General features: G+C 35.9%; 16 protein-coding genes and 1 tRNA gene. 8 read left to right on the top strand and 9 right to left on the bottom strand.

The window, feature by feature from the left end; translation table 11 throughout:
* Positions 1-83 precede the first annotated feature (83 nt).
* Positions 84-170: transfer RNA gene (locus tag H7U22_RS17090), tRNA-Ser, on the bottom strand.
* 78 nt (positions 171-248) lie between these two features.
* Positions 249-2,327 carry an HD family phosphohydrolase gene (locus tag H7U22_RS17095; protein ID WP_379016317.1) on the bottom strand — a complete coding sequence of 693 codons (2,079 nt, stop codon included), beginning with the start codon at positions 2,325-2,327 and terminating at the stop codon, positions 249-251.
* Positions 2,328-2,445: 118 nt separating this feature from the next.
* Between H7U22_RS17095 and H7U22_RS17100 the strand changes: the two genes are divergently transcribed.
* From H7U22_RS17100 to H7U22_RS17135, 8 genes are all read left to right on the top strand, one after another.
* A complete protein-coding gene (locus tag H7U22_RS17100; RefSeq protein ID WP_187072557.1) occupies positions 2,446-3,303 on the top strand; it encodes an SPFH domain-containing protein in 858 nt (285 codons plus the stop codon).
* 55 nt (positions 3,304-3,358) lie between these two features.
* Positions 3,359-3,829, top strand: coding sequence for a hypothetical protein (locus H7U22_RS17105; RefSeq protein ID WP_222621889.1), 471 nt, complete (start codon positions 3,359-3,361; stop codon positions 3,827-3,829).
* 6 nt (positions 3,830-3,835) lie between these two features.
* Positions 3,836-4,003 (top strand): ribbon-helix-helix domain-containing protein, encoded by a 168-nt coding sequence (locus H7U22_RS17110; RefSeq protein WP_187072559.1) that lies wholly within the window; start codon positions 3,836-3,838, stop codon positions 4,001-4,003.
* Positions 4,004-4,127: 124 nt separating this feature from the next.
* A complete protein-coding gene (locus H7U22_RS17115; protein ID WP_187072560.1) occupies positions 4,128-5,303 on the top strand; it encodes an acetyl-CoA C-acyltransferase in 1,176 nt (391 codons plus the stop codon).
* 64 nt (positions 5,304-5,367) lie between these two features.
* The gene (locus H7U22_RS17120; RefSeq protein ID WP_187072561.1) at positions 5,368-6,264 is read left to right on the top strand and encodes a hypothetical protein; all 897 of its coding nucleotides are present in this window, start codon (positions 5,368-5,370) and stop codon (positions 6,262-6,264) included.
* A gap of 144 nt (positions 6,265-6,408) precedes the next feature.
* Positions 6,409-7,968: a peptide MFS transporter gene (locus H7U22_RS17125; RefSeq protein WP_187072562.1), complete on the top strand. Its 1,560-nt coding sequence runs from the start codon at positions 6,409-6,411 to the stop codon at positions 7,966-7,968.
* A gap of 1 nt (position 7,969) precedes the next feature.
* Complete coding sequence (locus H7U22_RS17130; RefSeq protein ID WP_187072563.1) at positions 7,970-9,463, top strand: peptide MFS transporter; 1,494 nt, start codon at positions 7,970-7,972, stop codon at positions 9,461-9,463.
* A 189-nt stretch (positions 9,464-9,652) separates the two neighbouring features.
* Entirely contained in the window at positions 9,653-10,387 is a 735-nt protein-coding gene (locus H7U22_RS17135; RefSeq protein WP_187072564.1) for a polyprenol monophosphomannose synthase, read from the top strand.
* 57 nt (positions 10,388-10,444) lie between these two features.
* Here the strand turns inward: H7U22_RS17135 and H7U22_RS17140 are convergent, their stop codons facing one another.
* The 7 genes from H7U22_RS17140 to H7U22_RS17170 all read right to left on the bottom strand — a co-directional run.
* Positions 10,445-10,957, bottom strand: coding sequence for a YdeI/OmpD-associated family protein (locus tag H7U22_RS17140; protein WP_187072565.1), 513 nt, complete (start codon positions 10,955-10,957; stop codon positions 10,445-10,447).
* 99 nt (positions 10,958-11,056) lie between these two features.
* Positions 11,057-11,635, bottom strand: coding sequence for a hypothetical protein (locus H7U22_RS17145; RefSeq protein ID WP_187072566.1), 579 nt, complete (start codon positions 11,633-11,635; stop codon positions 11,057-11,059).
* 17 nt (positions 11,636-11,652) lie between these two features.
* Positions 11,653-14,670, bottom strand: a complete 3,018-nt coding sequence (gene dnaE, locus H7U22_RS17150) for a DNA polymerase III subunit alpha (protein ID WP_187072567.1) — start codon at positions 14,668-14,670, stop codon at positions 11,653-11,655.
* A gap of 79 nt (positions 14,671-14,749) precedes the next feature.
* Positions 14,750-16,045, bottom strand: a complete 1,296-nt coding sequence (gene dinB, locus H7U22_RS17155) for a DNA polymerase IV (protein WP_187072568.1) — start codon at positions 16,043-16,045, stop codon at positions 14,750-14,752.
* A gap of 197 nt (positions 16,046-16,242) precedes the next feature.
* The gene (locus tag H7U22_RS17160) at positions 16,243-18,207 is read right to left on the bottom strand and encodes an OmpA family protein (RefSeq protein WP_187072569.1); all 1,965 of its coding nucleotides are present in this window, start codon (positions 18,205-18,207) and stop codon (positions 16,243-16,245) included.
* A gap of 35 nt (positions 18,208-18,242) precedes the next feature.
* Entirely contained in the window at positions 18,243-19,211 is a 969-nt protein-coding gene (locus tag H7U22_RS17165) for a PorP/SprF family type IX secretion system membrane protein (protein WP_187072570.1), read from the bottom strand.
* A 60-nt stretch (positions 19,212-19,271) separates the two neighbouring features.
* Positions 19,272-21,215 (bottom strand): DUF7507 domain-containing protein (locus tag H7U22_RS17170; RefSeq protein ID WP_187072571.1); only part of this gene is annotated, 1,944 nt, incomplete at its 5' end.

A 21,215-nucleotide genomic window follows, 5' to 3' on the forward strand; every position in this document is an offset into this window, starting at 1 on the left:
GGTATCTGTTACCCTCTTTCGAAGGGTTTGCAAAGAAACGGTTTTAAAATGATAAATCCGATTATTTTTGTCAATTTATTTTGCGGAGAGGGCGGGATTCGAACCCGCGGTACCGTTACCAGTACGACAGTTTAGCAAACTGTTCCTTTCGGCCACTCAGGCACCTCTCCTACTTTCTTTAAAACATGTCATCCGACTTGTTTTTCGGTGTGCAAATATAGCAAAACAACCTATTCTTCAAAAAAAAATTAAGAAAGTTGTTGATAATCTATTCGAACATGATAGATACTCATCAGCATCGTCTTGAAAATCAATTTGATAGTCTCAATATCTTTTAATGTTAAATCGCAGTTATCTAACTGATTTTGCTCCAATTTGTAGTTAATTATCCTTTCAACTATATCATTTATGTTCTGAGCATCCGGATTTTTCAGACTTCTTGAGGCTGCTTCAACAGAATCTGCCAGCATCAAAACTCCAGTTTCCTTACTAAAAGGGATCGGTCCGGGATAGCGGAAAATATTTTCATCAACAAATTTCTCTGGAGAATTTTTAAGAAACGACTGATAAAAATAATCAACTCGGGTATTTCCGTGATGCGTTCTGATAAAATCAATAATGGCTTCCGGAATCTGGTTCTTTCTTAAAATCTCAATCCCTTTATGCACATGTTGAATAATAATCTGAGCACTTTGCTCATAAGGCAATTTATCATGAGGACTAACCGCTGTGTTTTGGTTCTCAATAAAATATTGTGGATTATCTACCTTACCAATATCATGATATAAAGCACCTGCCCTAACTAAAACCGAATTACCACCGATTTTAAAGATGGCAGCTTCAGCAAGATTAGCAACTTGTAAGGAGTGCTGAAAAGTGCCTGGCGCTTTAAAAGCAAGCTCTCGTAAGAGTCTGTTATTTGTGTTTGTAAGTTCAATTAAAGCTACATCTGAAGTGATTCCAAATACTCTCTCGAATAAGTAGATCAGTGGGTAAGCTAGAAGCGAAAGCAACACACTAAACACGAATGGAACAAAATTAATCCATTCAATTTCTCTAAATGACCCCTCACGAAGTAAGGCTATCCCAACAAAAGAAACCAAATAGGCTAAAAGGATAAACATTGCCGACACCAAAAAACGTTCTCTTTTTACAAAGTTTTTGATACTAAAAATAGCAACCATACCAGCAGTTACCTGATAAAATACAAATTCGAAACTGTTGGCAACGAAGAAACCCGCTATTAAAATAACGAGCATGTGTAAGTAAAGTGCCAATCGAGTATCGAAAAGAATTCTTATAATAATGGGCACTACACAAAATGGAATGTAATATAAACTGGAAAGGTTCATTTTGAGTGCCCAAGTAAGCGAGAGCAACATCCCAGTAGTTACAATTAAAATTAAAGAGAGCTGACGATTATCTGCAAAAATATCCTTTCTGAAGAGAAAAAGGAAAGACATAAGTATGGCTAGAATAAACCCAACCAAAATAACCTGACCCAAATAAACCAAGCTTTGGCTCCCAATTGTTTTTGTTTGCGCATCATAAGTTGCTTTGTATGATTCTAGCTTTTGGTAGATTTCATCATCAACCATATCGTTTTTAGCAACGATAAGTTCGCCCTTTTGCACCATACCTTTCGTTGTAGATACATTATTGATGGTATTATCTTGAACGGTTTGGGTTAATCTCTCATCAAAAACTATGTTAGGCGTAATGTGATCTTCAGCTAAATTTGCAATAAGATCAGCCATCACCTGATTGGGTGCCTTAAAGTTATCCTTAAAAAACTGCAGTGCGGTTTCGGCTGTAAAAATATCCTGCGTATTTTTCTGCTTCGAAACATTATTCTCTACCAGCGAGAAATCGTAATTTTTTCCTCCAATCTGATGTTTTACATTTAAACCAATTATTCCCTTAGCATATATATCCTGTAATAATTTATAAGCCTCCGTTTTATACAAGGCTTTTTCTTTTTCGTCTAGCTGTGTAGATCGCCATTTAATATCAAATTCATTAGAAAACTCTTCTAACGAATTATCTGTAATACCTTTATCAAACTGGTAAATAGGCAAAATATCTTTTAAGGCATTCTTTTTATCGTTGCTAACCTGTGGATTGGTTTTAAGAATGGCAAAACTGAAAGGTGAGATTAAATCTTTGTTCATCCACACTTTACCCTTTTCAAATTCGTACCTAAAACGGGGTTGTTTAGGTAAAAACAGGGTTATTATGAATACCGTAAAAATCATCATCACGTATTTTAAGTTGGATGAATATTTACGATACAGGATTTTATGCGAATTTCTCTTGATTTTGGCCAAAACAATACATTTAAGATGCTGTCAAAAATAACATTTTTATCTAATATACATTTTACTGATTTTGTTTGCAATTACCAGATTTTATATTTTACTTTATGATATCAAATTAATATCAATTATGTATCAGGAAAAAATCATTAGCCCACCATCTGGGTATTTAACATTCGCATTATTTATAGTGCTTTTAGCTGGAGCAATTTTTTGTTTTGCTACAGAAAGTTTTATTTGGGGTGGCTGTATTTTAGCCTTCAACTTTTTCTTGGTTCTTCCAGGATTGATTATTAACAACCCAAACGAATCTAAAGTACTCACCTTATTTGGTAAATATGTTGGAACTGTAAAAACCGACGGATTTTTCTGGGTAAATCCGTTAACGAATAAAAGAAAGGTTTCACTTCGTGCAAACAACTTAAATGGACAACAGCTAAAAGTAAACGACAAATTGGGTAATCCCATTGAAATTGCCGCCGTTGTAGTTTGGAAAGTGAGCGAAACCGCCAAAGCCATTTTCTCTGTAGAAAACTATCTTCAGTATGTTAATATTCAAAGTGAAGCCGCAGTTAGACATTTGGCCAATATTTTTCCTTACGATCATGCTGAAGGTGAAGAAACCAGCATCACCCTAAAAGATGGTGCTGAAAAAGTGAGTGAGCTTTTAGAACTTGAACTAAACGATCGCTTATCAAGAGCAGGAATAGAAGTTTTAGAAGCAAGAATTTCTCACTTGGCTTATGCACCAGAAATTGCAAGTGCAATGTTGCAACGCCAACAAGCAACTGCGGTTATTGCAGCTCGTAAACTGATTGTAGAAGGCGCAGTCGGGATGGTGGAAATGGCTTTAGAAAAACTTTCTGAGAAAGGAATCGTACAACTTGATGAAGAACGTAAAGCAGCCATGGTGAGCAATTTGCTGGTTGTACTTTGTGGTGATAGACACGTACAGCCTGTAGTAAATACCGGAACGCTTTATAATTAATTAAATGGAGTTCGAATAAAAACAGACTTTAAAACTCTGGTGGCTCTATATTTTATTGGGTATAGAAGGCATAATTGTTTTAAGCATCCTGCTTTTTGATAAAGGCGGATTGAGTTTTCAAGCGCTTAAAGAAATGTATTTCGCTCCGATTTTCGCCCTGCTCTTGCCGTTTTTAATAATTTTTGCCTTGCAAAAGAACGTACTTACTTTAAGCATTAACGAAAGTAGAATTGCCTACAAATATTTCCCATTTAACATTAAGCCTAAACCTTTTTTGTGGAACGAAATTGAAAAGGTTTACATCAATAAATATGATGCCTTGGGCAATTACGGTGGTTGGGGAATGCGTTACAGGCTTTGGTTTAAGTTTAGTGATAAGGCGTATTTACTTAACGACAAATCAGTTGGATTACAAATTGAGTTTAAAAATGGCAAGAGGCTTTTATTTAGCTCAAATAAAATTGATGAGATGGGATTATTCCTAATCAACTTAAAAACAAGATATAATATACAAGCAATACAGTAAGTAAGGATGGCCGATAAAGATAAAAAAGCTTTTGTATTAAGAATAAGTCCTGCTTTATTAAAGGAAGTAGAAATTTGGGCTGCCGATGAGTTTAGAAGTACGAATGGGCAGATTGAATTTCTACTTAATCAGGCGATAAAGACAAGAAAAAAAGGGAAGACGAAAGAGTCTTAACCAAAACATTGGCCTCAAATAATTATGGCTACCACGCTAAAATGCAATCTTCGGCGTTAATGCAATATCAAAAAATGCATACCTTAGTGGCCTAACCAAAAATTCATAAAAAAATTTAGTTTACATGAAAGAAGTTGTAATTGTATCGGCTGTAAGAACACCTATTGGCAGTTTTGGAGGTTCATTAGCTCAATTTTCGGCCAGCCAGCTCGGCGGTTTTGCTATCAAATCTGCAGTAGAAAAAGCGGGATTAAAACCAGATCAAATTCAAGAAGTTTATATGGGAAATGTGCTTTCGGCTAACTTAGGTCAGGCACCAGCAACACAGGCAGCCAAATTTGCCGGCCTCCCAGATTTACCCGCAACAGGCATTAATAAAGTTTGCGCATCAGGCACCAAGGCCATAATGTTAGCCGCTCAAAGCATCGCCAATGGCGATAATGATATTATTGTTGCCGGTGGAATGGAAAGCATGAGTAATGTTCCTTACTATTTAGATAAAGCAAGAAATGGCTACCGACTTGGCCACGGACAAATTACTGATGGATTGGTAAAAGACGGCTTGTGGGATGTGTATAATGATTACCACATGGGTTCGGCTGCAGAACTTTGTGCTAGCGAATGCAATATTAGTCGTGAGCAACAAGATAATTTTGCAATAGAATCTTACAAAAGAGCACAGTCTGCACAAACTTCGGGGAAATTTAAACATGAAATTGTAGCGATAGAGGTTAAAGACCGAAAAGGTGAAATTACTCTTGTTGATACTGATGATGAACCAACTGCAGTAAAATTCGACAAAATACCAGGATTAAAACCCGTATTTAAAAAGGATGGCACAGTTACCGCGGCGAATGCATCTACCTTAAATGATGGTGCTGCAGCATTGGTTTTAATGAGTGCTGAAAAAGCGAAAGAACTTGGAATAAAGCCATTGGCAAAAATATTAAGCTTTGCTGATGCCCAACAAGCACCAGAATGGTTTACCACTGCGCCATCTAAAGCGATTCCTTTAGCATTATCAAAAGCCAAAATCGACATTAAAAATGTTGATTTTTTTGAAATAAACGAAGCTTTTTCAGTCGTATCTATTGCGAACAATCAAATATTAGATTTAAACGAAAATCAGGTGAATGTTAATGGAGGCGCAGTTTCTCTTGGTCACCCACTCGGTGCTTCAGGTGCCAGAATTGTGGTTACATTATTATCTGTTTTAGAACAGAATAATGGCAAAATTGGTGTTGCGGGTATTTGTAATGGTGGCGGTGGCGCAAGTGCAATTGTTATCGAAAAATTATAACAAGATAAAATTACCAGCGAAAAATAGTTGGTAATTTTAAACTATATTTATCATAAACTGTAAAATGAAAAACATCAAATTCTATTTATTAATATTGATTGGTTTTGCGAGTATTGAGACAAAAGCTCAAAAAGCAAATAGCAAACTCAATGTTTTTCAGGATAGTTTAATAAAAATAACAGCTTCAATTAGAGAAGAAGATGGTGATGAACAAAGGTTAGCCAAAAACGGAAAGTTTGTTAAAATGCTTGTTGAAGCTTTGAAAATTCCCAACTCTTTTTCTTATACTTTTGATTCGGTAAAAAATGTATCCATAATAAAATCTTCTGATCAGGTTTTTAGAATTTTGAGTTGGTATGTGCAATTAGAAAGTGGCACCTATCGTTATTATGGTGCAATACAGATGAATACGGGTAATGGTCCGTTGAAACTTTACCCGCTGATTGATCAAACAGAAAACATTACAGATCCAAATGCAATTGGCAACAATCAGAAATGGTTTGGCGCTAAATATTATGAAATTGTTCCGGTAACTTCTGGCGGAAGAATGCCTTATTACGTGCTTTTAGGCTGGAAAGGAAATACTCAAACTACTACAAAAAAAGTTGTTGAAATTCTATCACTCGATAAAGAAAATGCAGTATTCGGCGCTCCTGTTTTTGATGGAAAAGAGCTAAAAGGTAAAAACAGAGTTATCTTCGAGTACACAAAATCTAACGCAATGATTCTTAAAACTGAGCCAAAAGCTGGCTTAATTATTTTCGATCACCTTGCTCCTTTTGATCCCGAAATGGTTGGGAAATTTGAGTATTATGGATCTGATGGCAATATTGACGGTTTTAAAGTAATTGGTGGCAGACTAAAACTTCAAGAGAATTTAGAGCTAAAAAATGATCCAAATTCGAGTGACGAACTTTACGCAGATCCCAAAAAAAATGTAAAACCAGTTAGAAAGTTTTAATAGATATTGTCCTATCAGCTTCATTACGTTCTACATGAGTTAAAAATTTGTGAGTTTGCCATTCGCTGACTATATTGCGCCTTCTAAACTAGCTTAAACAACACACAAATTCTGAATTCATAAACTAAAACCAACAAATGTTTTATGCAAACAACCATTGAAACCAAGTACGATTTCTTTAGTAGTAAGGTATTGGGTCATCCAGCAGGTCTGTTCGTACTTTTCTTTACGGAAATGTGGGAGAGATTTTCCTACTATGGAATGCGGGCTTTACTTGTTTTATTTTTAACCTCCACCATTGCAAATGGCGGTTGGGATTGGTCAAAAGCAGATGCGCTCTCTCTCTATGGTACCTACACGATGGGTGTATATTTAACTCCAGTAATTGGTGGCTTAATCGCAGATAGGCTTTTAGGTTATAGATGGGCAGTTATTCTTGGGGCTTTAATAATGACGATCGGTCATGCTAGTATGGCATTAGAGACACCAACATTTTTATATATTGGATTAGGCTGTTTAATGTTAGGAAACGGTCTTTTTAAGCCAAATATGACATCAATAGTTTCTAAAATATACAAAGATCATCCAGAAAAGAAAGATGGCGCCTACTCTATTTTTTACATGGGTGTAAATGCGGGTGCTTTTCTTGGCATTATGATTTGTGGTTATATTGGCGAGAAAATTTCGTGGAGCTGGGGTTTTGGATTAGCTGGAGTTTTCATGTTTTTAGGGATGCTTCAATTTTATTTCACAAAAAATATTTTCGGAAACATAGGTCTTCTTCCAAAAGAAGAGAAGAAACTTAAAGAGATAGACGAAACTGCGAAAGCAGATTTAACTGAAGAAAAGCTTCCTAGCAATATCATTAGAGACCGATTAATAGCTGTTTTTATCTTTTCTATATTTACAGTTTTTTTCTGGGCAGCTTTTGAACAAGCAGGTGGAAGTATGACCATCTTTGCAAAAGAAAATACAACCAGAATACTTACTGGAGGTGCCGGCTTAACATTTAAAATAGTCGATGCGCTACTCACAATCGTTCCACTGGGAATTATTTCATACGTTTTACTGAAACTATTTGCACAGACTTTTGCTAAGTATAAGGTCGGAAATTTAATTCTAACATCAAGTTTTGTAATTATTTGGGGTATCGTTTTATGGAAAGTAGAACGCGAATTTTCAGCAGAAACAACAGAAATAGCCGCATCATGGTTCAATATCTTAAATTCTCTATTTATAATCTGCTTTGCACCAGTATTTTCCAAATGGTGGGAAAGTAAATACAATTTGCCAGCCTCCCTTAAATTTGGATTGGGCTTGGTTTTATTAGGCTTAGGCTTTGGTTTTCTTGCTTACGGTGCATCCGCAATTACATCACCAGATATTAAAGTAAGTATGGCTTGGCTCGTATTCGCTTATCTATTTCATACACTTGGTGAGTTGTGTATTTCTCCAGTTGGACTTTCTTACGTGAGTAAATTGGTTCCATCGAAATGGATTGGGCTTATGTTTGGTGTTTATTATTTATTCCTAGCTATGGGCAACAAACTAGCTGGCGTATCTGGTAGTATGATCGAGGAGATCACAAAAAAATATAGTTTAACTACGTTCTTTTTAATTTTTACACTTATTCCAATTGTCGCAGGTTTAATAATTGCAGCACTTCATCCTATCATTAAAAAATTAATGCACGGCGTAAAATAGTATGGAAATTGCAACTGAGAAAACGATTTCGTTAGAGGAAATTCAGAATTTTGAAGGTAAATATCCAAAACAACTTTGGTATTTATCTTTGGTAGAAATGTGGGAACGTTTCTGTTTTTATGGTATGCGTGGGGTATTGGCCTTTTTCATGGTCGATCAATTACACTTAACCGATCAAAAATCGAATTTACAATATGGTGCTATCCAAGCATTCGTTTATGCCTTTACTTTTATAGGTGGAATATTTGCCGATAAAATTTTGGGCTTTCGAAAATCTCTTTTTTGGGGTGGCTCGTTAATGATTATCGGAAACTTAATCTTAGCATTTTCACCACAAGATTTGTTTTATGTTGGCATAACCCTATCGATTATTGGAACAGGATTCTTCAAACCGAATATCTCATCAATGGTTGGAGAACTGTATCACGAGAAAGATAATCGTAGAGATGCTGGTTATGGGCTTTTTTATGCCGGAATTAATGTTGGTGGATTGCTAGGTGGTGCCCTTTGTATCTATCTGGGCAAATATTATAGCTGGCATTATTGTTTTCTTTCAGCTGCTTTGGTTATGGCATTTGGCTTGGGAACATTCATTTTTACAAAGAAACATTTAGGCCCTATCGGAATTTCTCCTTTATTGCACCTAGAGAAAACGAAGCAAAAAACTTATGAATTCGCAGTTTACATAGGATCACTTTTATGTATTCCATTAATTTTCATAATGGTGAGAAATACTTCTTTTACGGATTATTTCATGTACACACTGGGCGTTATTGCAATGATTTATTTTATTTATGAAACGGTTAAAATAAAAGATAAAAAAGCGCAGTATAAATTATTGGCAGCATTTGTTTTTATCTTTTGCTATTTCATTTTTATGGCAATCTCAGAGCAAAGTGGTGGCTCATTATCGCTATTTGCAAAAGATAACCTAGATCATAAAATCCTCTTCTTTAACATCGATCCAAATGTTGTAAACAACAGTGTTAACTCTTTTTTCGTGATTGTTTTTAGTCCGATAATAGGAATTTTATGGCTTGGACTGTACAAACGTAAAATTGAACCAAACACTGTTGTGAAGTTTGGATTAGGCTTTATTTTATTGGCAGCGAGTTTTTACGCTTTTTATGCAACACGTTTTTTTGCAAATGTACAGGGCATCAGTTCACTTAATGTTTTCACTTTCGCCTATCTATTGCTAACGCTTGGCGAATTATGTATCGGGCCTATTGGGATGTCGATCATCACTAAGTTATCACCTAAAAGAATGTTTGGAATGATGATGGGCCTTTGGTTTTTATTTAGTGCATTCGGACAATTGGCAGCCGGAAAACTGGGCGCAGAAATGTCTAGTATCGATAATGCCTCATTGCCAACTAAATTAATTGCCTATACCGAAGGATATAAAGCTTTGGCCTTATATTCACTTATTGCAGGTTTAGCTTTAATTATATTTTCGCAGTTGATTAAAAAACTGATGCAGGAAGTTCGTTAAATCAGTTTAAAAAAATTTAACCCGTATCAACATTGTTGATGCGGGTTTTTTCTTTTTTTTCAAGAATTATCAAAGCGATCATGATTGAGTTAACCAGATCGTAATCATGAAAAAATCATGATGGTTTCATTTTTAATATTTACTTTCGCCACCAGAAAGCGCAAAAGAATTTAATTTATATAGAATACAGTGTCAGATAGTTTAGTCATCATACCAACCTACAACGAAAAGGAAAATATTGAGAAGATCATCCGAAAGGTATTTTCTTTGACCCAGCCTTTTCATGTTTTAATTATTGATGATGGCTCACCAGATGGTACCGCAGATATTGTTAAATCTTTACAAGTAGAATATCCAGGGCATTTATTTATTGAAGAACGTGCTGGGAAACAAGGTTTAGGAACGGCTTATATTTATGGTTTTAACTGGGCTTTACAAAGAGACTACGCATATATTTTTGAAATGGATGCGGATTTTTCTCACAATCCAGATGATTTAGCTCGCTTACGTGAAGCTTGTATTAATGGAGCAGACCTAGCGATTGGATCTAGATATGTGAAAGGTGTTAATGTAGTAAACTGGCCAATGGGTAGGGTTTTAATGTCGTACTTTGCTTCCATGTATGTTCGCTTTATTACCAGAATAACGATTCAAGATGCAACTGCAGGCTTTAAATGTTACCGTAGAATTGTGCTTGAAACCATTCCATTAGATAAAATAAGATTTGTAGGTTATGCCTTCCAAATCGAGATGAAGTTTACGGCGATTAAATTTGGCTTTAACGTTGTAGAAGTTCCAATTATTTTTACAGATCGAACTGAGGGAACATCGAAAATGAGCACTCGAATTTTTAGAGAAGCATTTTTAGGCGTAATCCAAATGAAAGTAAGCAGCTGGTTTAGAAACTATAAAAAAGTTCATTAGTCATTAGTTCATTGGTCATTGGTTCATTAGTTAACTGTGCCAAATAAAAACTTTAGCTTACAACTCTTTTGATTTATTTTCTCTTATCATTGCACCAAAATCCTGTTGTTTATCCATTGCAGTAACCGTCATGACCAATCGCTTTGTTCTTGTTGCTTCGGTTTTAGCCTGATTAATCCAGTTGATGTAATAGTTTTGATGAGATTTTGGTTGTTTTAAAAAATTGGACATTAAATGTTGTTCTTCAGAAAGGCACATTTCTAAATCTTCGGGCATTTCTATTTTAAAATCCTTATCCTCTTCCAAAAAAAGTTCTACGGATGCTCCAGCTTCTTTCCTTAATTTTTTTCGAAGCCCGCCTTTTAGCGCAAGGATAAAATCTCCTTCTCCCATGGGCATTACGGCCATTCCTAAAACTTCAACTTGATCAATTTTGCCCTTAACCCGAAAGCTTACTTTGCAATCTGATTTAATCTGATTGGCCAAAATTGCAGGGATAAAAACATAGCTCCATCCTGTTTTTTCGCCCATGTTTTCAAATCGTTCTATCTCAGCTTTAAATTGAATCATAAGGCAAATATAGAAATTGACTAATTAAAATTTATTCGGCTCATAAAATAGCTAATTCGTGAGCCGATTAAGAACGCTATTCGGCTCATGAACTGTTTTTTATCCAAATAAGGAAAGTTGACCTTTTTTCGGCGGATTGCCTAAAAAATAAAATTGATATATAACTTCAAATTGTCTTCTTAAGGGATTAAATTTTCTGACTGCAATCTTTTCACAAACGAAGTCTAAACTTATCTCTTCAAAAATATTATTTGCATCTTTAATTTGATTAGGAGTTAATTTCCTGCCAATCGAGATATGTGCCCCAGATCCATTTACAACATCCATTGATTTTAATCCTATTCTAAAATTTCTTAAAAGATCTCTCATATATAGTTTAGAACCAATAGAAGGTAATAATACTATTGCTTTAGTCCCATTAGATGTAACTAAATTATTAAATGATACATTCTGAGCTTTTTGGCTGTAACAAAAATCCAGTACATATAATTTATAGAAAACAAATTCATTGGGATTAGCCTCGAATTCGACAATTGTAATATGTGCTTCTGAATTTCGGCTGGCATAACAACCGACTTTATCTGCCAAAACATCTTTGATGGCTTTGACTTTACCAATAATTTCTTTGTGAGGGTAAACAACTATTGAATACTGCTCTTTACTTAATTCTAAATTCATACCATATTAATTATTTATTAATCAACCGCCACAGGATTCATATGAATATCCAGTTTTGCAAATTTCAAAACTTCGATACTCGGAAAGCCAAAATCCTCAACTACCCTACCTAAAATTAAATAACAGCCTTTTCCGCTAAAGGGATAAATTGGTGTTGTATTGGGAAAATGTGTGGTATCAAAAAAATCGCCATTGGCATCTAAAAATGTTCCGAACCACATCTTTGTGTTTTTAACAGTATGAACCGTTTTTTCGCAAACATAATTCCCAACCATTTTAACGGTTTCGCCAACGTGGTTATGTAAATCATTAGCCATCATGTCGCCACGGTAACCAGTTTTCAAAAAGTCAAACATCTTAAAGTTTAAAGGATAGCCCAAAAGCTCGAGCTCGGTATAAGCATCCTCAATATCAGAGTTTTCCAAATGTGGCAAAGTATATTCCTTATGCTCCAAATTAAATAATTCTATGGAATTAGGCCTTTTTTGATTGTGCCCTAGATAGTTGTAAATATCCCAAAGCAAAGTCTTTTTATCTTTTCCGGTAAACCTTAAAGTACCCAACCGAATCAACAATATAGATTGTTCCAATGTAATTTGAGTTCGTTTTACAAACTGTTCCAAATCTTTAAATGGGCCATTTAACCTCCGTTCGCAAGGGATGCCTGTAATAAACTTATTTTCAAGCCCTTGAACTCCAACAAAACCTATATAAGCATCGTTTCCTTTGATGTTAACCACTTCATCACTGTGGTTTACGCAGGGCAAATGAACCTTTGCGCCTGTTTTTTGCAATTCGTGTACATACACCCATCTGCTGTAAAAGCCACCATAATTATTTAAAACGGCTACCATAAATTCTTTTGGATGATAGGTTTTGAGGTATAAACTTTGATAACTTTCTACAGCAAAAGAGGCAGAATGTGCTTTCGAAAAACTGTATCCTGCAAAAGAGGAAATCTGCCTCCATACTTCTGTAATCAATTCTTCCGAGTGACCTTGATTACGTGCAGAGAGAAAAAACTTATTCACCAATTCTTCGAAAGCGAGTTTTGAACGATATTTACCGCTCATTGCTTTGCGTAAAACATCGGCATCAGCCAAATCCAAACCAGCAAAATAATGGCACACCTTAATTACATCTTCCTGATAAACCATAACCCCATAAGTAGCCTTTAACTGCTCTTCCATTTCTTTGCACAGGTAAACAACTTTATCTGGTGCATGGTAACGTTCGATAAAAGATTTCATCATTCCAGAACTGGCCACACCCGGGCGAATAATAGAACTTGCGGCTACTAAGGTTAAATAATCTTCGCACTTTAATTTTTTAAGCAGCTGGCGCATGGCCGGAGATTCAATATAAAAACACCCTATTGGCTGGCCTTCCCTTAATATTGCATTTAATTTTTTGTCTGTCTTAAAAGTTTTAAAATCATGAATATCAATATCCTTGCCTTTGTTCTGTTTAATCAGCTGAACAGCTTCTCGAATATGGCCAATTCCTCTTTGACTTAAAATATCAAATTTCTCGTAGCCAACTGCCTCAGCCTCGTACATATCCCACTGCACGGTTGGAAAACCCTTTGGAGGTAAATCTAAGGCTGTATAATATGTTATTGGTTCTTCGGAAATTAAAATCCCACCTGCGTGAATAGAGCGCTGATTGGGCATACTTTTCATGTGCTGATGAACAGCAAGCAACTTTTTATATGTTGGATTCTGCAGATTCTCCCACTCTCTTGTTGGATCTGTAAAGCTATCTATCTCTACTTTTGGTAAACCTAAAACTTTTCCAATTTCGCGGATAATCGCCCGATCTTTAAACGTACTCATGGTGCCCAAAAAAGCAACATGCCATCTGGGGTATTTTTTGAATATGTACCTCTGAATAGTTTCCCGTTCATCCCAGGCGAAATCGATATCGAAATCTGGCGGACTTGTTCTTTTCTCGTGCAAAAACCGTTCAAAATATAAATCTAAATCAATTGGATCTACATCAGTTATACGCAAACAATAGGCTACAATACTATTTGCACCAGAACCCCGGCCTACATGGTAAAACTTACATTTGCCCATTGCATACCGAACAATATCGAAAGTGATTAAAAAATAGGCACAGTAATTTTTAAATTCTATAATTCGAAGTTCCTTTTCAAGTCGCTCAATTGCAACCAAATTATTTTTTCCATACCGATATTCCAAGCCCTTAAATGCGATTCTTCTAAGAAGAGCTTTATCCAACGCTGTACCTTCTTTACAATAAGCTAATCTATTTTTAGATGCTGGTTGAGAACCAGGCTCGAAATAAGTGCTTAAATCACAAGCATCCATCAATTTTTGAGTATTTTCAACCATGAAAGGGAATCGGTCAAATTTGGTTTTTAACACTTCCTCAGGAATTAAATATTCATCCTTATCACACTTATAATCTTCTGGCACCATTGTCAAAAGTGTATTCAATTCAATAGCCCTTAAATATTCATGTAACCGATAAGTGATTTTATCTCTTACCGTAACCGGGTGCCAAACCACTAATTTGTCTTTTTGTTGAAGCAAATGATGGTTATAAAGATGGTTTAACTGAGTATTCTTAATCCCGACAAATTCATTTTCTTTTAAAATACGGCTAAAAATTTTGCTAAAAGGGTAAATAATAAAAACATGCTTAAAAACAGGTGCATCATCTGGAAGTGGAATATTTTCGATATTATGATGGCTTAAAAACTCGTTAAGCTCCCTCATTCCTTCCCTGTTTTTGGCAATCCCAAAGTAGAGCAATTGATTATCTCTTTTGAACTCAATTCCCGTAATCGGTTTTATTTGATAGGGTATATTACCTTTCTGAACGTCATCTGCTTCCTTCAAGATTCCTTGCTTGCCACATTCGCGAATAAATTCGACCGCACCGGTAGAGTTATTAATATCGGTTAAAACCATTTGATGAATCCCTAATGCACGAGCTTTGGCTACGATGGCTGGAATATCCATCGTACCGTATTTTAAACTGTATGAAGAATGTACATTAAGAAACATATATTCGTTTTTTAAGGATAATTTGGCTCGATTAACCATTAAACCAGTTTACCAATTAAACAGTTAATCAAATCAGCATTTAACCATCTAACTTAGTTGTAGATCCAATATCCGAATTGATAAAAGTTCGGATTCTTGATTTTTTCCGTTCTTCTCCCTCCTCCTTATTTAACTTTTGTTTTCTAGGATTATATTTAATTACTTTATCATTTTCATCTCTGGGCGGACTTTTTACAATACAAGCTTTAACCACAGATTCTACCCCATAATGTTGCCGAACTTTATCCATTGCTTGATATAAATCATACTCCTCTTCTGAGGTATGGTACAAACTAATTTGCTCGCAACCGCTAACAAGATGAGAGAGTTTAACGCCTATTAAGCGCAACAACATCCGTTTGCTATATAGTTTTTTAAACAGATCATGTGCTTTATCAATCAAAAAAGAATCTAATGCGGTATATGGAATCCGAGCCTGTTGCGTAACGGTTTCGAAATTAGAATAGCGAATGGTAACGGTTATGCAGGCCGTTAATTTTTGCTGGCTCCGAAGTTCGAAAGTTAAGTTGGTAACCATTCCACTTAGTATTGCTCGCATTTTACTAATGTCCATACTATCGTTTTCGAATGTGGTTTGCGTACCGATGGATTTTCTTTCGCGATAAGGAACCACCGGTGATAAATCGATTCCATTTGCTTTCTGTAAAAGACTTAAACCATGCTGTCCTAAAATTTTGAACATCAAATCCTGAGGAATTTCGGCAAGTGTTTCTATTTTACGAACGCCCATTTCGCTAAGCTTTCGATAAGTGGCATCGCCAATACCAGGAATTTTATGTACGGCCAAAGGGTTTAAAAACGGGCGAACTTCTGGATAAGTAATTTCCATTTGCCCATCTGGTTTGCATTCATTCGTAACTACTTTGGCAACTGTTTTATTTACGGATAAGCCGAAAGAAATGGGCAATCCTGTTTCCTTAATAATAGTTTGCCTCAATTCGGAAGCAAATTTCATACAGCCGAAAAAGCGGTCCATTCCCGTCATATCGATATAATGTTCATCAATACTGGCCTTTTCAAAAAGCGGAACATTCTGGGTAATAATTTCGGTAATTTCATGAGATGCTTTTGAATATTCATCCATGTTACCTTTTAAAAAGATAGCTTGTGGACAAAGCATTTTTGCCGTTCGGGCGGGCATAGCAGAATGGATTCCAAATTTTCTGGCCTCATAACTACAAGAAGCCACCACGCCTCGATCGGAACTGCCACCAATAATTACGGGCTTCCCAATCAATTCAGAATTTTTTCGTACCTCCACTGAAACGAAGAAGGCATCTTGATCCATGTGAATAATATGTTTATCCTTTTGCATAAAAAATCAATAGGGCTTTAGCAATTGTTTATTTCAGTATAACCGAATAAAACAACAATCAAAATTACTAATTTTTTTAGTTTTAATGATTTTAATTGCGATTGACTTATTAACAAAATACTAACATTTTTAGTTTTGTTTAAACAAAAAAAACCTGAATATTTCTATTCAGGTTTTTCTATAATGTGTAGAAAAAACTATTGTTTTATAATTTTAAACTCAGTTCTTCTGTTAAGTTGGTGTTCGGATTCGCTACATATTACTCCATTTGCACATTTATTTAAGAGTTTGGTTTCTCCGTATCCCTTTGTCTCAATTCGATTTTTATTTATTCCTCTCGAAATCACATATTGCACTACGGATTCTGCTCTTTTTTGAGAGAGACTTAAATTGTAAGCATCCTTACCTCTACTATCCGTATGGGAACTTAATTCAATCCAAATGGTTGGATTATCTTTCATTATCTTAACCAGTTTATCTAGTTCTACAGATGCATCTGCTCGGATATTCCAATGATCAAAATCATAATAAATATTCTCCAGCCTAATGGCCTTATCTAACTCTACAGCTGTTAAGTAAAGATTCTGAACCAAAACTTCCGAATTGTTTAAACCAAGAGTAGATGGATTTTTTATATCAGATTGATAGTTAGTTTTTTCTCCTACCAAACTATACTCAGACTCTTTAGAAAGATTGAATTTAAAACCGCCATTACGATCTGTTTCTACCTTTAAGGTGTTCCCATTTGCTTTAGATAAAGTTACAAGAGCGCCAGAAATTGGTTGATTTGTATTTTTATCAAAAACTTTACCTTCAAGCTTAAAAGCAAGAAGCGATTTTTGATCAACACTGTAAATATCATCGTTACCCAATCCATTATTTCTATTTGACGAAAGATAAACAATATCGCCCTTATCATTTAAACTGAAGCCAAAATCATCTTGAGGCGAATTAAATGGATAACCCATATTATTGATTTCTTTAATCGCGGAGCCATCTTTTAAAGCACTAAAAACATCCAATCCTCCCATACCAACTCGACCATCACTAGAAAAGTAAAAATTATTTTTCGAATCAAAAGCTGGACTTCGTTCGTTGCCTTCGGTGTTTACTTCTTTCAGATTAATCGGCTTGCCCCATTCACCACTATCGTTTTTTAAGCAAACGTAAATATCGGTTCCACCTAAGCCACCGGGCATATTTGAAACGAAGTATAGGCTATTCCCATCTGCAGTAATGAATGGATCGCCAATGGAATATTCATTCACGTTATTGTAGGTGAAAGAAACCGGAGGCGCCCAAATTCCATCTGCATTTTTGGTACTGCTATAGGTTTCTACATTAATTGTACTGGGCTTATTTTTAACCTTTTGCAAGTTGCCCGGAATTCGGGTTAAAGTAAAATACATGGTGTTGCCATCAGCGGTGAAGCTTGCAGAACCAACATGGTATTTTGTATCTGTTTTTATTGGGAATAGTTGAATAATACTATCCGTTTTAGAAGGTTTAAAGTATAACTTAAGATATGCATTCCCTGTCCAACCGTAAACTTTTTTATCGGGAACTTTTGCCCCATCAAACTTTAAAAAGGGTTTTTCTTCCTTAAAACTTAATCCTTTATAAATTCTATCGGATGTAAAAACTACTCCATTTTGATAGCTAACGGCACCCCAATCGGATTGTGGACTATTTAATTCGTTTTTATTAATTAAAGTAATGTCTTTTGGATTTTTCATCCATTTTAGTGCAGAATCGCAAGAAGAAATCCAAATGTCTTTTTGTTTTGCAGAAACTTTATCATTTGCTTGTGCATAGTTTAAATACTGTGCTTTGGCTTCGGTGTATTTAGAATTACTTTGTAGGGCCTTAGCATATCCTAAAATGTTTTCGGGCTTGGTATCTGGCATTTTAGATGCAATTGCAAACCAGCTTTCGGCTTGTTGATAATTATTGATGAAGCTATTGGCATTGGCTAAACGTTCTGCAGCATGGAGGGTTTGTTTCTTTTTATAAGCTTGCTCATACAAATCTATCGCTTTGCTATAGTTAAACAAATTATATTCTTTATCTGCTTCTTTTAAAACGTATTGCGCCTTTGCCGAAAAACAAGAAGCAATAATGCAGTAAGATATAATGGATATGGCAAGTAAATTTTTCTTCATTTGGATAGTTGATCTAAAATACTGAATAATCATTTTTAAAAAAGTCTAGGAGTTAGCATTCTCACACCCGGTTTAATAAACGAAAATGCAACCGATATTTCATGTGTACCCCCGCTATATCCCTGTAAAGGACCTATAGAGAAATCGTATCCATAACCTATTCTAATTCTCTCTGAAGGGAAAATTTGTATAGCGGCAACAGCAGAGTTTCGGGGTGTAAGATCCTTTTGCAGGTAACTTTTATCGTAAAGTTTAACACCTGTTCTATAAGATCCACCAATCCAGATTGCATCTTTTATCAACAGAAAGGCATTTATATCTAAACTGGTTGGTCCGCCACGATCGTCTTTTAAAAGGAATGATGGCTTAATTTGAAAATCTTGTGTGAGGGGAACGAGCATACCTGCAGTTAAATAATAATGGGGCTTGGGTTGCGGAATAAATGCATATCGATCAATATTTACATACTGAGCTATTAAATTATCAACAGAAAAGCCAGCGTAAAATTTATCATCAGCATAATAAATTCCTGCTCTAGCATCAGGAACAATTGTACTTTGAACGCCTACAGGCTGAAAGGGTTCTGGATCATTTGGGTTTAATAAAGAACCATCAATCCCAAGCTGAACCATCCCAATACCAAGACCTAGAGCTAAGCGAGAAGTTCCATCGCTATTCATTCTGATACGGTAAGCATAGTTACCATATATACTCAAGTTATTTTGTGCTCCCAATTTATCGCTGGCAACTTGCAATGCAAGTCCAACGTTTCCGCCATTCGCTATTGCATCAACAGCTAACGACATACTTTTTGGAGCTCCGGTAATTCCTGTCCACTGACTGCGATAAAAACTATGCACATTAAGTACTTCTTTGTAACCCGCATACGCCGGATTGATGTAAATACCATTGAACATATATTGACTGTATTGGGCATCCTGTTGTGCGGATGCTTGTCCAATTAGTATGAACAAACCTGCTATTATCGATAATAATTTTTTCATCTTGGTAATATCTTAAAGGGAAATTGAAAGTTTTGATTTCAATTCCCCTTAGCTCCTTATCTATTTTTTAAATGCTCTAATTAAAGTGATGTATCCTTTTAACACCTGGAATTCATTACTTCCCGGTTTTTTAATCCGTAGTAAATAATAATAAGTTCCTTCGTTTAAGCCTTCACCCGTCCAGGTATTTTGATAGCCCTTAGCATGATAAACTTCATTACCCCAACGATTAATTATGCTCAATTCATTCTCCTGATACTGATTTAACCCGCGAATTTCAAAAACATCATTAACTCCATCACCATTCGGGGTAAACAAATTAGGTACCGTAACATCGAAGAAGTTAGAAGTAATTGATGCTGTGGCAACATTTGTATAATAACCAAAAGCATCTTTTACCCGATAGGTAAATGAATCGTCTCCTGTATAACCAGGATTTGGAGTATAGGTAACCGTTCCATCTAAATTTACCTTCACTGTACCGTGTTTAGGCTGGGTTATAATCTCTACCGTTAGCTGATCGAGTGTTGAGTTTCCAGGATCATCATTAGCCAAAACATTAATTACTATCGGTGCATTCGCCTTCGTGCCTACTTTATCATCGTATGCAACTGGCGATTTAGGAACAGTGATTAGAGTTGGGGTATTGTTCCCATCGGCCGCACCAGAAATATCACTTACATTACTGCCTGCAGGTGTTTTAGCATTTACCGAAGCGCTATTGGTAACACTTCCCAAATCCTTATCGGCTTGTGTTAAAGTATAAACTTCAGTATCTGTTATGGTTGCTCCTGGAGCCAAACCACCAGCAATAACAATTACCTTATTGGCCAAGCCAATTTTCGCATCGGTTAAAGTAATTGTGTTAAGGGTTACATTACCTGTATTTTTAATGGTAAATGTGTAGGTTACTTTATTACCGCTAAATGTAGCCGTTTTAAGCAATACGATCGATCCGATGTTTGGGATAGCAGTTACTGTTGGAGTATTATTGCTCTCAGCGGTTCCAGAGACATCAGATATTGAAGTATTTGTAGGGCAAAGGCCTGTTGCATTTGCAGTATTGGTTACGTTACCCGCATCCTTATCCACTAATGTTAGGGCATATACATAGCTTTCTGTAATGGTTGCCCCTGGATCAATAGTTCCAGATATTACCCTAGTTAAGCCAAGTTTAGCATCTGTTAAGGTGATACCATGTAAGGTTACATTTCCAGTATTTTTAATTGTAAAAGTATAAACAATGCTATTTCCATCCGTACTTAATGCACCAGTTTTAACTAGTGTTAAAGCGGGAGTTGATGCGATGGTACTTATTGTAGCATCATCGATGGCAGGCGTAGTAGGATTATCTGATTTAGGTTTATTTACCACATTTCCTTTTGGATCTTTAGCCGTTGCACTGGCTTGATTACTGAAAGAGCCTGCATTTACCTCAGCTAATGTTAAGGTATGTTTTGCAGTCGCAGTTATGCTTGCCCCCGACGAAAGTGTTGCAATGCTTGCTGGAGTTAATGTTCCAGCATCTGCACCTACATCATTAATTAAAATATTGCTAAGCGTTACATTACCTGTATTGGTTATAACGATAGAATAGTTAATCACATCGCCAGTTTTGCTTACCACATTAGTTGCCGCTTTGGTTAAACTCATTGATGGGTTTGAAGGCAATGTTGTTACTGTAGCATCGTTAGGAACCGTTGTTGTTGCAGGATCATCAGAAACTTTTGTAACGTTATTTCCTTTCGGATCTTTCGCCGTTGCAGAAGCCTGATTGCTCAGAGAACCGTTATCAATATCGCTCTGCGTTAAGGTATGTACCGCGGTAATGGTTATGGATGCGCCCGGTGCAAGAGACAGAATCGGAGATCCGCTTACCGCAGCATTTGCATCGGTTACCAAAATATTACTTAGGGTTACATTGCCCGTATTGCTTACCGTTAAGTTATAGTTTACGGCACCGCCGGCAACGGTTGGAACTGTTCCTGTAACCACCTTAACAAA

It is taken from the genome of Pedobacter fastidiosus, from assembly GCF_014306625.1.
Classification (GTDB): Bacteria; Bacteroidota; Bacteroidia; order Sphingobacteriales; family Sphingobacteriaceae; genus Pedobacter; species Pedobacter fastidiosus.

What these genes read in the sequence shown, in the direction of transcription:
- dnaE (WP_187072567.1), bottom strand. Translation starts at nt 14,670, where the DNA reads ATGTTTCTTAATGTACATTCTTCATACAGTTTAAAATACGGTACGATG.
- H7U22_RS17145 (WP_187072566.1), bottom strand. Translation starts at nt 11,635, where the DNA reads ATGAATTTAGAATTAAGTAAAGAGCAGTATTCAATAGTTGTTTACCCT.
- H7U22_RS17115 (WP_187072560.1), top strand. Translation starts at nt 4,128, where the DNA reads ATGAAAGAAGTTGTAATTGTATCGGCTGTAAGAACACCTATTGGCAGT.
- H7U22_RS17160 (WP_187072569.1), bottom strand. Translation starts at nt 18,207, where the DNA reads ATGAAGAAAAATTTACTTGCCATATCCATTATATCTTACTGCATTATT.
- dinB (WP_187072568.1), bottom strand. Translation starts at nt 16,045, where the DNA reads ATGCAAAAGGATAAACATATTATTCACATGGATCAAGATGCCTTCTTC.
- H7U22_RS17100 (WP_187072557.1), top strand. Translation starts at nt 2,446, where the DNA reads ATGTATCAGGAAAAAATCATTAGCCCACCATCTGGGTATTTAACATTC.
- H7U22_RS17125 (WP_187072562.1), top strand. Translation starts at nt 6,409, where the DNA reads ATGCAAACAACCATTGAAACCAAGTACGATTTCTTTAGTAGTAAGGTA.
- H7U22_RS17140 (WP_187072565.1), bottom strand. Translation starts at nt 10,957, where the DNA reads ATGATTCAATTTAAAGCTGAGATAGAACGATTTGAAAACATGGGCGAA.
- H7U22_RS17110 (WP_187072559.1), top strand. Translation starts at nt 3,836, where the DNA reads ATGGCCGATAAAGATAAAAAAGCTTTTGTATTAAGAATAAGTCCTGCT.
- H7U22_RS17165 (WP_187072570.1), bottom strand. Translation starts at nt 19,211, where the DNA reads ATGAAAAAATTATTATCGATAATAGCAGGTTTGTTCATACTAATTGGA.
- H7U22_RS17120 (WP_187072561.1), top strand. Translation starts at nt 5,368, where the DNA reads ATGAAAAACATCAAATTCTATTTATTAATATTGATTGGTTTTGCGAGT.
- H7U22_RS17130 (WP_187072563.1), top strand. Translation starts at nt 7,970, where the DNA reads ATGGAAATTGCAACTGAGAAAACGATTTCGTTAGAGGAAATTCAGAAT.